Genomic DNA, 14,565 nt, shown 5'->3' on the forward strand with positions numbered 1-14,565 from the left:
CGGGTAAGGGATACCTGCCCCAGGGAGAGGCGCAATGGCCCAGAAGAAGATGGGCGAAATTCTGATAGAGAACAAGCTGATTACCGAATTGCAGCTCACCGAGGCCCTGGAGTTGCAGAAGCTTTTTCCTGGCCAGACGATTGGCCAGTTGCTGTGCAAGCTCGGCTATCTCAACGAGTCCGACCTTTCGTACATCCTGGAACAGACCGGCAAGCGCCAGCGGCTGACCGACATTCTTATCCGCGACAAGCTGATTTCCAACGAGAAACTCGGCAATGCGCTGGCCCTCTCCAAAAGAGAGGATATCCCTCTTTACCAGGCGCTCTACAAGCTTAGGTATTTGGAAGAGCCGCAGCTGGCCAGAATTATCGCCAGCCAGTATGATCTCTCATTTGTGCAGATCGAACTGCAGGATATCGACGCAGACCTTGCCCGCTACATCAACGCCACCTTTGCCCAGAAAAGAAAGATTGTGCCGATTGCCAAGATCGGTTCCACCCTGACGCTGGCCATGGTTTACCCTCTCAAGCTCCAGGAGCTGAAGGAGCTTGAGGCCTCAATTCGCCACCGGATTATCCCGGTCATTGCTACTGATTCGGACATTGGCAGAGCGCAGCAGCGGCTCTATCGGTCAATTGCCGTGCAGCAGCCTGTCACGGAACTGGTTATCGAAGATTTCTCGGATGACAACTTCGGCGACCTGCTGAGTGAGGGCAAGGCTATTGATGAGCCTGATGTCGAGGAAGAGGTCCGCAAGGTCACGGAGCGGGACAGCATTATTGTCAAGCTGGTGAACAAGATCATTTTTGATGCCAGCATCAAAAAGGCTTCTGACATCCATATCGAACCGTATCCGGGCAAGAACGACGTCATTGTCAGGATGCGGGTCGACGGCCACTGCACGGTGTACCAGCGTATTCCCTATCGTTACAAGTACGCCATCCCCTCGCGGATTAAGATTATGGCTGACCTGGACATTGCCGAGCGCCGGCGGCCCCAGGACGGCAAGATCAATTTCAAGAAGTTCGGCCCTCTCGACATGGAGCTGCGGGTGGCTACCATGCCGACTGCCGGCAATCTTGAGGATGTGGTTATCCGTCTCCTTGATACCGGTAAGAATGTCTCGCTGGATCAGGTGGGGTTCAGCGAGCGGAACCGGCTGATCTTCTCCGATGCCATGAAAAAGCCGTACGGGTTGATACTGGTAGTCGGACCGACCGGTTCGGGCAAGACCACTACCTTGCATTCGGCCATTGCCGGGATAAATTCCCCGGAAAAAAAGATCTGGACCGCGGAAGATCCGGTGGAGATCACCCAGAACGGCTTGCGGCAGGTCCAGGTCAACCCCAGGATCGGATTGACTTTTGCCGCAGCCCTTCGCTCCTTTCTCCGGCTGGATCCTGATGTGATAATGGTCGGGGAGATGCGCGATCTGGAGACCGCTTCGATAGCTGTGGAGGCCTCTCTTACCGGCCATCTCGTGCTTTCAACGCTGCATACCAACTCTGCAGCAGAAACCGTTACCCGGCTTCTGGAGATGGGGTTGGACCCGTACAGCTTTTCTGATTCGCTGATCTGCGTCCTCGCCCAACGCCTTGCCCGAACACTATGCGCTGAATGCAAAGCCGCCTACGCCCCTTCCGCAGCGGAGATTCAAGAGCTTGTCGAAGAGTATGGCCCTGAACAGTTTAGCCGTACTGGCATAAATCCGGCCGAACTGACCCTTTACCGTGCCGTTGGTTGCCATTCCTGTGGCAACAGTGGCTACTCCGGGCGGATGGGGCTTCATGAGCTGCTGGAGTGTACCGATGCGATCAAGGGGCTCATCAAGCGGAAGGTAGATACCGACTTGGTGCGATCGCAGGCAATGGAAGACGGCATGTATTCGTTGAAGCAGGATGGAATCCTTAAAATATTCAACGGTTTGACTGACATTCACGAAGTGCGGCGGGTCTGCATCAAATAAGCTGAGAAGAAGAACCGGAACAACGGGGTGGTGACAAGCCAAATCGCTTGCCTTTTCCGTTGTCTTGCTATACAGTACCTCACTCTTTTACCCCCATACCCCAATCCTGCGGGTGATATTCCGTGACAACCAACAAGACACTAGAAGAACTGCGCCACGAAATCGACGCCCTGGACGACCGGATCCTGGATATCCTGAACCGGCGCGCCGAATTTGTCATGCAGGTCGGCAGAATCAAGACCCGAGAGAACCGCGAATTCCATGTGCCGAGCCGCGAGCGCGAGATTTACGAGCGTCTTGCTGCCTTGAACAAGGGGCCGTTCCCAACTGAGGCAATCAGGAGCGTTTTTCGGGAGATCATCTCCGCCTCGCTGGCGCTCGAAGCACCGATGAAGGTGGCGTTTCTCGGTCCCAAAGCGACTTTTTCCCATCTTGCGGCCATGCAGCACTTCGGGCTTGCCGCCGAGCTGGTCCCCCAGAAATCGATCCCTGCTGTTTTCGAAGAGGTCGAAAAAGGGCGGGCGCTTTATGGCGTTGTCCCGGTCGAGAACTCCACTGAAGGGGTTATCTCCCACACCCTCGATATGTTCACCGGCAGCGATCTGAAGATCAATGCCGAGATCCTGCTGGAAGTGTCCCATTTTCTCCTGTCCCGCACCGGTCGGATCGAGGATGTGAAGAAGATCTACTCGCATCCCCAGCCGCTGGCCCAGTGCCGGCGCTGGCTTGCCGAAAACCTTCCCAACGTGCCGCTGGTCGATGTTGCCTCAACAACCCTTGCGGCCCAGATTGTCAGTGAAGACTACTCGGCAGCAGCCATAGCCAGCGAGTATGCCGCTTCCCTCTACGATCTGAAGGTGGTCAGGGAGCGGATTGAAGATCAGGTAAACAATGTAACCCGCTTTCTGGTCATTGGCAGCAAGATGGCCGATAAATCCGGTGACGACAGGAGTTCCCTGATGTTCTCGGTCAAGGACGAGCCGGGAATCCTCTACCGGATGCTGGAGCCGTTCGCCAAGCGGGGGCTGAACCTCTCCAAGATCGAATCGCGGCCGAACAAGAGCAAGGCCTGGGAATACATCTTCTTCCTCGATCTGGCCGGGCATGTCAGCGACCAGCCGGTTGCCGATGCGGTTAAGGAGTTGAAGGAGATGTGTCAGTTCGTGAAAATCCTCGGATCATATCCAAGGGCGAAGTAGTTCAATGCCACTTATTAATCGTCTAGCAATAATTGGTGTTGGCCTCATCGGCGGTTCCCTGGCGCGCATCCTCAGGGAAAAGGGTGAAGTGGGTGAAGTGGTGGGGATCGGTCGCGGCAAGGCCAACCTGGAGCGCGCTGTTGAGCTCGGGGTGATCGACCGCTACGCTCATGACCCTGCCGAAGGGGTTAGCGGAGCCGACATGGTCTTCCTGGCCACACCGGTATGCACCATTGCCGATATCGTTAAGACAATAGCGCCCTCGCTGTCCCCCGGATGTATCATCACCGACGGCGGCAGTGTCAAGGGTGATATTGTCAGGGCGTGCGAACCGTTGGTCCCTGCGGGTTGCCATTTCGTGGGAGGGCACCCGATAGCCGGGACCGAGAACTCCGGGGTAGAGGCATCGTTTGCTACGCTTTACCAGGGACGCAGATGCATCATTACCCCAACAGAGCATACCGACCGGGGCGCGCTCGACAAGGTTGTCCGGATGTGGCAGTTGGCCGGCAGCAATGTGGTGCAGATGGATGTCGAAAAGCATGACCGGGTGGTGGCTGCCATTTCCCATCTGCCGCACATGGTTGCCTACAGCCTGGTCAATGCAGTCGGCGAGTATGATGGTTGCGACGAAAACATTCTCAAGTATTCGGCCGGCGGCTTCCGGGATTTTACCCGAATTGCCTCGTCAGACCCGGTGATGTGGCGCGATATTGCGCTGCAGAACCGCGACAGCATCCTGGAGATGATGGATCTGTTTGCCGACTACTATGCCCGGTTGCGGGCGCTGGTCGCCTGTGGGGATGGGGCGGCCATAGAGCGGTTTTTTGCCAGTTCCAAGGAGCACCGGGACGGCATTGTCAACCAGGCGGCACTGCCGAGCGTTAAGGAGGAATCGTGAAACCATATACTGTGAAACCGGCGCAAGGGGTCAGGGGCGAGATTTCGGTCCCGGGTGACAAGTCGATTTCTCATCGCTCCATAATGCTCGGTTCGCTGGCCAGAGGGACAACCACGGTACGCGGCCTGCTGCGGGGCGAAGACAATATGTCCACCCTGAAGGCGTTCCAGTCGATGGGGATCGAGACGGTTGACGACGGCGAGACCCTTACCATCCATGGCAAAGGGCTGCACGGCCTTACCGAACCGACTGATGTCATCGATTGCGGCAACTCTGGTACAACCATCCGCCTGATCAGTGGATTGCTGGCAGCGCAGAACTTCTTTTCCGTGCTCACCGGCGATCAATACCTGCGGAAAAGACCGATGAAAAGGGTGTTGCAGCCGCTTTCCCTCATGGGGGCCATTATTCACGGCAGGGCCGGCGGAGACAAGGCGCCGTTGGCCATTGTCGGCCAGAAGCTGAAAGGAATCAGCTATGCCTCTCCTGTTGCCAGCGCCCAGGTAAAGTCCAGCCTGATGCTCGCCGGGCTTTATGCCGACGGCGAGACCCGGGTGATGGAACCATCGGTTTCCAGAGACCATTCCGAACGGATGTTCCGCCATTTCGGGGCGGATGTTGCATCAATTCCCGGTGGAGTTGTCGTGCGCAGCGGCAATGAGCTGGAAGGGCGCGAAATAGTGGTGCCCGGCGACATCTCTTCTGCCGCCTTTTTCATTGTGGCGGCCCTGATCGTCCCTGGTTCCGAACTGCTGATCAAGGGGGTTGGCGTGAACCCGACCCGTACCGGCATTATCGATATCCTGACCGCAATGGGTGGCTCAATCGAGCTTCTTGACTGCCGTGAACTTTCCGGCGAGCCGGTTGCCGACCTGCTGGTGCGTTCTTCCATCTTGAAAGGGATCGAGATCGGTGGCGATGTTGTGCCAAGGGCCATCGACGAATTTCCGGTCATCTCTGTGGCTGCAGCCTGTGCCCAAGGACGGACCACGATCCGGGATGCCAGGGAGTTAAGGGTTAAAGAGACCGACCGCATTGCGGCAATGGCTGCCAACCTGCGACTTGCCGGGGGCTGCATTGAAGAGACCGATGACGGCATGGTGATTGAAGGGGTTGAGCGTCTGAACGGTTGTGCTGCCGAGAGCCGCGGCGACCATCGCATTGCCATGTCAATGCTCATTGCCGGGTTGGCGGCGAACGGTCCGGTGACCGTTGATGATACCGAGTGTATTGCCACTTCGTTTCCCACCTTTACTGCGTTGCTGGAAAAGGTGGCCTGTTGATGAACAGGGATCGGAACGGCCTGATAGTGGCCATTGACGGCCCTTCCGGTGCCGGCAAGAGCACCATAACCCGGCAGCTGGCGAGCATTCTCTCCTATATCTACATCGATACCGGCGCCATGTATCGCGCCCTTGCCTTGGCCGTCAGCCGGGCGGGTGTTTCTGCGGATGCCGATCAGCAGGTGCTGGAGATTTGCCGCCAATCAGAACTGGCGTTTGTCCGTGAAAACGGCGTCTCGCGCATCACCCTCAACGGCGAGGATGTGGCCGACCTGATCCGTTCTCCGGAAATAAGCCTGCTGACCTCCCGCATTGCCTGCAAAAAGGCGGTTCGCGAGCTGCTGCTCGTCAAGCAGCGGGAGATGGGCAAGGGTGGCGGTGTGATTCTTGAGGGGCGTGACATCGGTACCGTTGTCTTCCCTGATGCCGACGTGAAGTTCTTTCTCTCGGCATCGGCAGAGGAACGGGGACGGCGTCGTTATCTGGAACTGAAGGCCAAAGGGGAGGCCGTTGACCTGGATCAGACCGTTGCCGAAGTGATTGCCCGAGATCTTCAGGACGAAAACCGCGATCACGCTCCGCTCCGTCAGGCAGAAGATGCTATTGCCGTGGATTCCACCAGTCTCTCCATCGGCGAGGTGGTGGACGGCATGGTCCAGGTTATCGAAGATCGTTTGATGATTGCAGGAGAGTCAGCATGGAAATAATTCTGGCCAAGCAGGCTGGTTTCTGTTTTGGGGTGAAACGGGCAACGCAGATGGCGTTTGAGGCTGCCGACATGGGTGGACAGACCTTTACCCTCGGGCCGATCATCCATTCGCCTCAGGTGGTGCAGAAACTGGAGGATATGGGGGTCAAGGTCCTGAATGACCTTGGCGAGCTGGATACCGGCACCATTATCATCCGCTCTCACGGCGTAACCTCCGGTGAACTGGAGGAGGCCGTACGCAAGGAACTTGAGATAGTGGATGCCACCTGCCCCTTTGTCAAAAAGGCGCAGGAACATGTCCAGAGCCTTTCCTGCGCCGGTTATGATGTTGTGGTAGTTGGCGATGCCGATCATCCCGAGGTTCAGGGGATCGTCTCCTATGCCATGGGCAAGGTCTATGTTGTCGGTTCCGGTGATGAAGCAGCCAAACTTCCCAGGATGAGCAAAATAGGAGTTGTCGCCCAGACTACTCAATCTTTCGAGAATCTGGAAGATGTGGTCAGGCAGTGCCTGAGACGCGGCAGCGAGCTGAGGGTGTTTCATACCATTTGCGATGCAACGGCAGTGCGCCAGGATGCGGCCAAGGACCTGGCAAAGCAGGTTGATTGCGTAATCGTGATCGGCGGCTTCAATAGCGGTAACACCAAACGGCTGGCAGAGGTCTGTTCCGAGATCCAGGTGCGCACACACCATATTGAAACGGCCGATCAGCTGTTGCCGGAATGGCTTGAGGGGGTTGCCCGGGTTGGCGTCACGGCCGGCGCTTCAACACCAAAATGGATCATTGATGAAGTCATCGAAATGATCGAACAGATAGATAAGGACAAAAACGGTTGAATTTTTTTTGTTCTGTGCTAGGGTATGGCGGCTAAACGTATAAAAGCAGTGATCCATCATTAGGGGGTATAGGGTTGATGAGCGAGGAAAAGAATTTGGACAAACGGAATGACATGCCGATCAAGCGCTTTGCCGATGTTGAGGATGAGCACGAGCAGGGTTCGCATGGCGGCGAGTTCGCCGAAATGTTCAACGACAGTATAAAGCAGCTGCAGGTAGGAGAGATTGTCAAGGGTATCGTTGTCCAGGTAAGTCAGGATATCGTTCTGGTGGATGTCGGCTACAAGTCGGAAGGTGTGATTCAGGCTAGCGAATTCCTGGGTGATGACGGCGAACTGACAATCAAGGTCGGCGACGAGGTCCGGGTGCTGTTTGAGCGTGAGGAAAACGATCGCGGCTATATCGTGCTCTCCAAGAGGAAGGCCGAGAGTCATCTCGCTTGGGAGAAGATCAATGAGGCCGGTGGTGAAGGCGGCGTCATTGAAGGCAAGATTACCGGCAAGGTAAAGGGTGGCCTGACTGTTGATATTGGGGTGCAGGCATTTCTCCCCGCTTCTCAGGTGGATCTCCGCCCCAGCGGCAATCTCGATCGTTATATCGGCCAGACCGGCATGTTCAAGGTCATAAAGATGAACCGCAAGCGCGGCAATGTCGTGCTTTCCCGCCGGGTCATCCTTGAAGAAGAGCGCGAGAAGCTCAAAGAACAGACCATCGGCAATCTCGCCGAAGGGCAGATGGTTGAAGGTATTGTCAAAAATATCACTGATTACGGTGCATTCGTAGACTTGGGCGGGCTTGACGGGCTGCTCCATGTGACTGATATGTCGTGGGGTCGTCTCAATCACCCTTCAGAGATTGTCAAGGTCGGCGACAAGCTGAATGTCAAGATCCTCAAGTATGACAGCAGCAAAGGGAAGATCTCCCTCGGGCTCAAACAGACAATGCCTGATCCGTGGCAGGAAGTATCGGACCGGTATTTTGTCGGCGCCAAGGTGCAGGGAAAAGTGGTCAGTCTCACGGAATACGGCGCTTTCATTGCCCTTGAAGAAGGGGTTGAAGGGCTTATTCATGTTTCCGAGATGTCATGGACCCGCCGCATTCGCCACCCGAATGAAATCCTTACCGTCGGCGAGACTATCGAAGCGGTGGTGCTTGGTGTTGACCCGTCCAACCGCAGAATATCGCTCGGTTACAAGCAGACCCAGGTAAACCCCTGGACCGTGGTCGGTGACCGCTATCCGGTTGGCACCAAGATCGAAGGTCAGATCAAGAATATCACTGATTTCGGCATGTTCATCGGGATTGAGGACGGTATTGACGGCCTGGTCCATGTTTCCGATATCTCCTGGACCAAGCGGATCAAGCATCCGGGTGAGATTTACAGCAAAGGGCAGACCGTCCAGGCAGCAGTGCTGAACATCGATGTTGATGGCGAGCGCCTCTCGCTCGGGATCAAGCAGTTGACCCCGGATCCCTGGAACGATATTCCCAATCGCTATCGTCCCGGCACCCGCGTCACCGGCAAGGTTTCGTCGGTTACGGATTTCGGGATCTTTTTGGAGCTTGAGGAAGGGATTGAAGGCCTTGTTCACGTTTCCGAACTTTCCCAGGAAAAACTGGCTACGCCAAAGGGATTTGCCGAGGTCGGCGACCAGCTTGAAGCCGTCGTGCTGAGCGTGGACGTCAACGACCGCAAGATTGGCCTGTCCATCAAGTCCCTGCAGACAGCCATCGAGAAGGCAGAGCTTGAGGATTACATGGGATCGCAGAAAGAGGCCACCTCAAACCTTGGTGACCTGCTGCGCGGCATGAAAAACGGAGACAATTAATTTGCGGCCGCTACGGCCTTGATTTTAGATAGATTAATGAGGTGACGGAATGACCAAGAGTGAACTTGTAGATGTGCTGGCAGAAAAAAACGGCTCACTGACCCGTAAGGAGTCGGAGACCATCGTAAACCTGATTTTCGACTCAATGGGTGATGCGCTGCGAAGCGGCGAAAAGGTTGAGATCAGAGGGTTCGGCAGCTTTACTGTCCGTGAGCGCGGGGCACGCGAGGCCCGCAACCCAAAGAGCGGCGAACTGGTCGATATCCCTGCCAAGAAGGTCCCTTTCTTCAAGACAGGCAAAGAGCTCAGAGAAAGGGTAGATGCATAGCAACACAATATGCAGCTGCCGCTCTGTATAGGCCCGGGTGGCGGAATTGGTAGACGCAAGGGACTTAAAATCCCTCGCTCGCAAGGGCGTACCGGTTCGATTCCGGTCCCGGGCACCATCAGGCTGATATGAAGAACGATAACAAAGAGGAGCCAGGCTGCAGCCTGGCTCCTCTTTGTTATTGGCAATCTGTGTCAGTTATTGATATCTGCCAGGTTATCAGTATACTTGGGCAAACTTGAATCTTGTGAGCAAGCTCTATCAATAAGGATGCGGACGGTTTAGTATCGAGGAATGCTTCAATGCCCCATCAACTAGATAAAAAAATTACTCAGGGTGTCTTTGCCATTGTTGCCAGTTATGTGTTGATCAGCACGGCGTGGATATCATTGTCCGACATGATTCTTGTTAAGCTCTTTTCCAATATCAACGACATTCGCAATGTGGCTATTTTCAAGGGAGTGTTGTTTGTCTTGGTAACGGCGTTGCTCCTATTTGTCATAATCTCCAAGTATGCTCATGAATTGAGTGAAATCCATAAGAAGCTGAACGAAGACAACTCTAGACTGAATGTCATTCTGCAAATGTCGAAGCAAGGTTTCTATGAGTTGGAAATCAGCAGCGGCAAGGCAACCGCTTCTGCAGGATACTGGTCGATGCTGGAGTATGATCGGGATCTGCCGCAATTGACCCTGGAATGGTGGCGACAAGCACTTCACCCTGAGGATCGAGAGCTGGCAGTTACTACTCTCAATCGCTGCTTGAGCGGCGAGATCTCGGAATACCGGATAAAGTATCGTCTCAAGACCAAATCCGGCGCCTGGAAATCCATAATTTCTGCCGGCATGGTTGTTGAGTATAATCTGGACGGCACCCCGGAATGGATGGTCGGCATGCATACTGACCTGGAATATCTGCTGGCAGTTTAGTGGTTGTAACAACTGGCTTTGTCTGAGAAAGAACCGGCATTGAGGAGGAAACCGCACTTGAACCCATTTAAATGGTTTTTTCTGTCATTGGGGGCAGTGATGCTCACATTTATGATAGGTGGCTGCCAGAGTTCCAAGATCAGTACGGCGTGGCGCGACGAGTCTTTTCGTCTGGAGAGCATAACAAAAGTTTTCGTAGTCTGTAACCTCAAAGATGACTTGTTGCGGAGGAAGGCGGAGGACGCTTTTGTCAGATTGCTGCAGCGCAGAGGCATAGATTCCATCCAGAGTTATCGGTTCTATCCGGAAACGAACCCTGAAAAAACAGAGATTGCCGGGAAGCTCAAACGAGAAGGGTATTCGAATGTTCTAATAGCAAAACTGTTGGATGAAAAAACCGTGACCATCGATAATCTGCCTGCCTGCATGACACCTAACGACTGGAACCGCAGAGGGTGGTATCCTGCATACAATGAGGCCTGCGTGGGCGGGAAATTCATTATCACTGTGGATACGCTGCGAATAGAAACTGCCTTATTTGCAGCGGATACAGATAAGCTGCTGTGGGCCACCCAGACTCAAACCGAGCTGACCGCAAACCCAACGACCGAGGATATCGATCAGTGGGTCACCCTGGTAATCAAAAACATGTTCGGCAAGTAAAACTAAAAGAGCATCTCTTCACGGTCGGGAGGGGCGTTTTCGCCGCGACACCTTTTCGATGATGTACCCCAGTGAGCGGTTGAGGAGGTGCTCCCGCCGCAGTATCGGGATCAACGGACGGCGACGGGTTCCCACCAGCCTCACATCCGCAATTAATTCGGCATCTTCGCCATACGACAACCCTTCCATGTACACGGCAATTGCCTCATTTTTCTTCCCCTGCATCAGGAAAACCCGGCCCAGGTACAGGTAATGCTTCGCTATTGCCGGCTCCTTTTCAAGGGCAAGGCGGCATAGTTCGACAGCGCGATCAAACTGGGTCCGCTCTTTTGCCAGGCAGAAACCGAGCGCGGAAGCAATCTCCGGAGTTTGAATATCGCTAAACGCCCGTTCCAGGCAGACAAGGGCAAGGAGAGAGTCGGTGTCAACTGCTGCCAGTCCCTTGGCTCGCAGCTCCGCAGCGGTGAGTCCTGCAATATCCTTTTCCAGAGAGGCCAGCCGTTCGTGCGGATCAATGTCCAGCAGGCTGACAAACGGTAAATTTTCCAGGTCATCCTGATGTTGCACGGTTATCCCCTTTGAAGAGTGTGCCCAGCAACTTTAAAATTTATCAGATCCCGCTAGCTTTGCAAGGTAGAGTTGTCTGCTCCTTGCCGGAGATTGCGGGGAAATAATAATTGATATAATAAGTCAGGTATGTTACCAGATAAGTAGTGGTGTGATTTCAGTATCTTCTCTCACATTTTCGTTCTGGTCTTGTGAGATTTTGCATGAGGAGACGATATGTTCGCCAGGATGAAAGAGGATATAACTTCGGTTTTCGACCGTGACCCGGCAGCGCGCAACTTTTTTGAAGTACTTTTCTGCTATCCGGGGCTGCATGCGATCTGGATGCACCGGATTGGCCACTGGTTCTGGACACACGAGCTGTTTTTCCTGGGGCGGCTTACTTCACAGGTCAGCCGGTTCATTACCGGGATCGAGATCCATCCCGGTGCTAAAATCGGCCGCAAGTTTTTCATCGACCACGGCATGGGGGTGGTTATCGGCGAGACTGCCGAGATCGGCGACAACGTCACCATGTATCACGGGGTCACCCTGGGGGGGGTCACCTGGGACAAGGTCAAGCGCCACCCAACCATCGGCGATAATGTGGTAATCGGCTCCGGTGCCAAGGTACTCGGCCCCTTCACGGTCGGCAATGACAGCAAGATCGGTTCAAACTCGGTTGTGGTAAAAGAAGTGCCGCCCCATGCTTCGGTGGTCGGCATCCCGGGGCGGGTGGTCATGGCTGCCGAAGAGAAAAAGATCGGCAAGCCGGACCTTGAGCACGGCAAGATGCCGGACCCGGAAGCCAAGGCGATTTCCTGCCTGTTCGACCAGATCAGGGAGCTGGAGAAGAAGTACAGCGAGCTGGCCAAGGAACATGAAGAGTTGAAAAAGCGGCTCCAATAGTATATTCATACAGCAAGTCTGAGGAACAGTGGGAAGCCCGGAGGCTTCCCATTTTGTTTTAAAACTGCGAGGCACCATGGGTGAGGCGGGTACAAAAAAAAGGGTAGCGGTCGCCATGAGCGGCGGGGTTGATTCCTCGGTAACAGCTGCCATGCTGCAACGCGAAGGGTACGAAGTCTTCGGCATCACCATGCAGGTGCTGGACGACGAGCGACGGCAGCATATCGACGATGCCGCGGCCGTTGCCGCCCAGCTCGGCATTGCCCATCATGTGGTCGATCTGGTCGAGCCGTTTCGCCAAGCAGTTAAAGAATACTTCATTGCCGAATACCGCGCCGGGCGGACCCCCAATCCCTGTGCCAGGTGCAACCCGCTGATCAAGTTCGGACTGCTGCTCGACAAGGGGCTGGAGCTTGGCGCCGACTACCTGGCAACCGGCCATTATGCGCGGGTAGAGCATCCGGCAGACGCCTTGCCGCGGCTCCTCAAGGGGCTTGATCCCCGCAAAGACCAGTCTTATTTCCTCTTCAGCCTTAGCAGCAGCCAGCTCGCCAGGGTACTGTTCCCGCTCGGCGGCTATACCAAGGATACGGTCAGGCAGATGGCTGCCGAAATGGGCCTGGTGGTCAAGAACAAAGGGGACAGCCAGGAGATCTGTTTTATTGCCGATGACGACTATATCCGCTTCCTGGAAGAGGTGGGGGGGCTTACCGGTCAGCAAGGCAAAGTCGTTGACCGCTGTGGCCGGGTATTGGGGAAGCATAACGGCATCCACCGCTACACCGTCGGCCAGCGCCGGGGGCTTGGCATTGCCTGGAGCGAACCACTCTATGTTCTCGGGGTCGATGCCGCCAATAACGAACTGCTTGCCGGTACCGAGGGTGAACTGTATTGCACCGGCCTGTTCGCCTCCGGTTTCAACTGGCTTTGCACCCCTGAGCTGCCTCTGGCTGCGGCATGCAAGATCAGGTACCGGCACCAGCCCGTCCCCTGCGAGGTTACGGCTGCCGGCGAAGGACTATTCGAGGTCCGCTTCAGCGAGCCGCAGAAATCGGTGACCCCTGGCCAGGCAGTGGTGCTCTATCGTGACGACCAGGTTCTGGGTGGCGGCTGGATAGAAAAAGCCGTGAATGGTGCAATGTGAACAGTGAAATGAAACGCGTGGCCATCACCACCCTGGGATGTAAGACCAACCAGTTCGAATCTGCCGCCATCCGTGAGTCGCTGGAAAGGTCGGGGTTCAGCATTGTCCCGTTTGAGGAGGCTGCGGATGTCTATGTCATCAACAGCTGCACCGTTACCGCCCGCACCGATGCCGAATCGCGCAAGCTGGTGCGCCGCGCCAAGCGCCGGAACCCGGAGGCGCGCATCGTCGTCACCGGCTGTTACGCCCAGGTTGCCCCGGAAATCCTGGCCGCCATGCCCGAGGTCGAACTGGTCATCGGCAATGAAGAGAAAAAACAGCTCGTCGAACTGCTGAGCACGACCGGCCCGGCGGCAAAGGTGAAGGTTGCCGATATCAGCGCCATTGCCGAGACCGGGAGCCTGGGGCTGGAAAGCTTTGCCGAGCACACCCGGGCCTTTCTCCAGGTGCAGAACGGCTGCGACAGCTTTTGCTCCTACTGCATCGTGCCGTATGCGCGCGGCCGGAGCCGGAGCGTGCCGTTGGAAGAGGTGCTTGACGGCATCGCCCGCCTGGCCGGAGAAGGGTTCCGCGAGGTGGTCCTGACTGGTATTCACCTGGGGAACTATGGCCGCGATCTCTCGCCCAAGTCGTCCCTGTTGCCGCTGCTGCGCGCCGCCGAACAGCGCGGGGTGCCGCAGAGGCTTCGGCTCGGTTCCCTTGAACCGCTGGACATAACGCCGGAACTGATCGACTGCATCAGCAGCTCCGCAATCATCTGTCCCCATCTCCATATCCCGCTGCAGAGCGGTTCCGACAGTGTACTGTCCCGGATGAACCGGGGATACGGCGCCGACTATTTTCAGGATCTCTGCCTGCGGGCTTTCGCGGCGATCCCGGATCTCTGCCTTGGTTTCGACGTCATTGCCGGCTTTCCCGGAGAAACCGACGCCGAGTTTAGCGCAACAACCGCGCTTATCGAACAGCTTCCCGTCGCCTACCTGCATGTGTTCCCATTCTCTTCCCGCCCTGGAACCAAGGCAGCCGGCATGCCGGGCCAGCTGCAAAGCCGCGTGATTACCGAGCGGGCAGAACTGTTGAGGAGCCTCGGAGAAAAGAAGAAACGACAGTATCTGCGCCGTTTCCGTGGCCGCACCCTGCAGCCGCTGGTGCTGAAACGGGACAGCGACGGGCTGTGGAACGGGCTGACGGCAAACTACCTGCCGGTCACATTTGCTGCCGAAGGCGATTTTGCCAATAATATTGTCGCAGTCCGGGTGGTAAATGCCGATGGGGAAACATTAGTGGCAGAACTGTTGCAATAGCAGTGCAGGGGGAGTATT

At 55.7% G+C, this 14,565-nt stretch carries 14 protein-coding genes and 1 tRNA gene; 14 read left to right on the plus strand and 1 reads right to left on the minus strand.

The features are described 5' to 3' along the window. Positions 1-34 precede the first annotated feature (34 nt). The 11 genes from KI809_RS14370 (at position 35) to KI809_RS14420 (ending at position 10,644) form a co-directional block, all read left to right on the plus strand. Positions 35-1,966 carry a GspE/PulE family protein gene (locus KI809_RS14370; RefSeq protein WP_214172276.1) on the plus strand — a complete coding sequence of 644 codons (1,932 nt, stop codon included), beginning with the start codon at positions 35-37 and terminating at the stop codon, positions 1,964-1,966. Between the two features lie 122 nt (positions 1,967-2,088). Beyond that, positions 2,089-3,165: a prephenate dehydratase gene (gene pheA / locus KI809_RS14375; protein WP_214172277.1), complete on the plus strand. Its 1,077-nt coding sequence runs from the start codon at positions 2,089-2,091 to the stop codon at positions 3,163-3,165. Positions 3,166-3,169: 4 nt separating this feature from the next. Continuing rightward, entirely contained in the window at positions 3,170-4,066 is an 897-nt protein-coding gene (locus tag KI809_RS14380; RefSeq protein ID WP_214172278.1) for a prephenate dehydrogenase, read from the plus strand. Next, a complete protein-coding gene (gene aroA / locus KI809_RS14385; RefSeq protein WP_214172279.1) occupies positions 4,063-5,349 on the plus strand; it encodes a 3-phosphoshikimate 1-carboxyvinyltransferase in 1,287 nt (428 codons plus the stop codon). The genes KI809_RS14380 and aroA overlap by 4 nt, the downstream gene beginning before the upstream one ends. Beyond that, entirely contained in the window at positions 5,349-6,056 is a 708-nt protein-coding gene (cmk, locus tag KI809_RS14390) for a (d)CMP kinase (protein WP_214172280.1), read from the plus strand. Before aroA ends, cmk begins: the two co-directional genes overlap by 1 nt. Beyond that, a complete protein-coding gene (ispH, locus tag KI809_RS14395) occupies positions 6,047-6,895 on the plus strand; it encodes a 4-hydroxy-3-methylbut-2-enyl diphosphate reductase (RefSeq protein ID WP_214172281.1) in 849 nt (282 codons plus the stop codon). Before cmk ends, ispH begins: the two co-directional genes overlap by 10 nt. A 77-nt stretch (positions 6,896-6,972) precedes the next feature. Further along, complete coding sequence (locus tag KI809_RS14400) at positions 6,973-8,724, plus strand: 30S ribosomal protein S1 (protein WP_214172282.1); 1,752 nt, start codon at positions 6,973-6,975, stop codon at positions 8,722-8,724. A gap of 49 nt (positions 8,725-8,773) precedes the next feature. After that, entirely contained in the window at positions 8,774-9,052 is a 279-nt protein-coding gene (locus tag KI809_RS14405; protein ID WP_214172283.1) for an integration host factor subunit beta, read from the plus strand. A gap of 31 nt (positions 9,053-9,083) precedes the next feature. After that, positions 9,084-9,170 (plus strand) — tRNA-Leu (locus KI809_RS14410). A 184-nt stretch (positions 9,171-9,354) separates the two neighbouring features. Beyond that, a complete protein-coding gene (locus KI809_RS14415; RefSeq protein ID WP_214172284.1) occupies positions 9,355-9,981 on the plus strand; it encodes a PAS domain-containing protein in 627 nt (208 codons plus the stop codon). A 99-nt stretch (positions 9,982-10,080) separates the two neighbouring features. Continuing rightward, positions 10,081-10,644: a hypothetical protein gene (locus KI809_RS14420; RefSeq protein ID WP_214172285.1), complete on the plus strand. Its 564-nt coding sequence runs from the start codon at positions 10,081-10,083 to the stop codon at positions 10,642-10,644. Between the two features lie 18 nt (positions 10,645-10,662). On the opposite strand, the gene KI809_RS14425 is transcribed toward KI809_RS14420, so the two are convergent. Further along, on the minus strand, positions 10,663-11,211 hold the full coding sequence (locus KI809_RS14425) for a hypothetical protein (RefSeq protein WP_214172286.1): 549 nt from the start codon (positions 11,209-11,211) through the stop codon (positions 10,663-10,665). A 216-nt stretch (positions 11,212-11,427) separates the two neighbouring features. Here KI809_RS14425 and cysE point away from each other — a divergent pair, with 216 nt between their 5' ends. The 3 genes from cysE to mtaB all read left to right on the plus strand — a co-directional run bounded on the left by cysE (position 11,428) and on the right by mtaB (position 14,547). Further along, positions 11,428-12,099 carry a serine O-acetyltransferase gene (gene cysE, locus KI809_RS14430; protein WP_214172287.1) on the plus strand — a complete coding sequence of 224 codons (672 nt, stop codon included), beginning with the start codon at positions 11,428-11,430 and terminating at the stop codon, positions 12,097-12,099. A 64-nt stretch (positions 12,100-12,163) separates the two neighbouring features. Then, entirely contained in the window at positions 12,164-13,243 is a 1,080-nt protein-coding gene (gene mnmA, locus KI809_RS14435) for a tRNA 2-thiouridine(34) synthase MnmA (RefSeq protein ID WP_281416921.1), read from the plus strand. Between the two features lie 8 nt (positions 13,244-13,251). Next, positions 13,252-14,547, plus strand: coding sequence for a tRNA (N(6)-L-threonylcarbamoyladenosine(37)-C(2))-methylthiotransferase MtaB (mtaB, locus tag KI809_RS14440; RefSeq protein WP_214172289.1), 1,296 nt, complete (start codon positions 13,252-13,254; stop codon positions 14,545-14,547). The last annotated feature ends 18 nt before the right edge of the window (positions 14,548-14,565 follow it).

The organism is Geoanaerobacter pelophilus, from assembly GCF_018476885.1.
GTDB lineage: Bacteria > Desulfobacterota > Desulfuromonadia > Geobacterales > DSM-12255 > Geoanaerobacter > Geoanaerobacter pelophilus.

What these genes read in the sequence shown, in the direction of transcription:
- KI809_RS14420 (WP_214172285.1), top strand. Translation starts at nt 10,081, where the DNA reads ATGCTCACATTTATGATAGGTGGCTGCCAGAGTTCCAAGATCAGTACG.
- cmk (WP_214172280.1), top strand. Translation starts at nt 5,349, where the DNA reads ATGAACAGGGATCGGAACGGCCTGATAGTGGCCATTGACGGCCCTTCC.
- KI809_RS14405 (WP_214172283.1), top strand. Translation starts at nt 8,774, where the DNA reads ATGACCAAGAGTGAACTTGTAGATGTGCTGGCAGAAAAAAACGGCTCA.
- KI809_RS14380 (WP_214172278.1), top strand. Translation starts at nt 3,170, where the DNA reads ATGCCACTTATTAATCGTCTAGCAATAATTGGTGTTGGCCTCATCGGC.
- KI809_RS14400 (WP_214172282.1), top strand. Translation starts at nt 6,973, where the DNA reads ATGAGCGAGGAAAAGAATTTGGACAAACGGAATGACATGCCGATCAAG.
- cysE (WP_214172287.1), top strand. Translation starts at nt 11,428, where the DNA reads ATGTTCGCCAGGATGAAAGAGGATATAACTTCGGTTTTCGACCGTGAC.
- ispH (WP_214172281.1), top strand. Translation starts at nt 6,047, where the DNA reads ATGGAAATAATTCTGGCCAAGCAGGCTGGTTTCTGTTTTGGGGTGAAA.
- KI809_RS14415 (WP_214172284.1), top strand. Translation starts at nt 9,355, where the DNA reads ATGCCCCATCAACTAGATAAAAAAATTACTCAGGGTGTCTTTGCCATT.
- mtaB (WP_214172289.1), top strand. Translation starts at nt 13,252, where the DNA reads ATGAAACGCGTGGCCATCACCACCCTGGGATGTAAGACCAACCAGTTC.
- KI809_RS14370 (WP_214172276.1), top strand. Translation starts at nt 35, where the DNA reads ATGGCCCAGAAGAAGATGGGCGAAATTCTGATAGAGAACAAGCTGATT.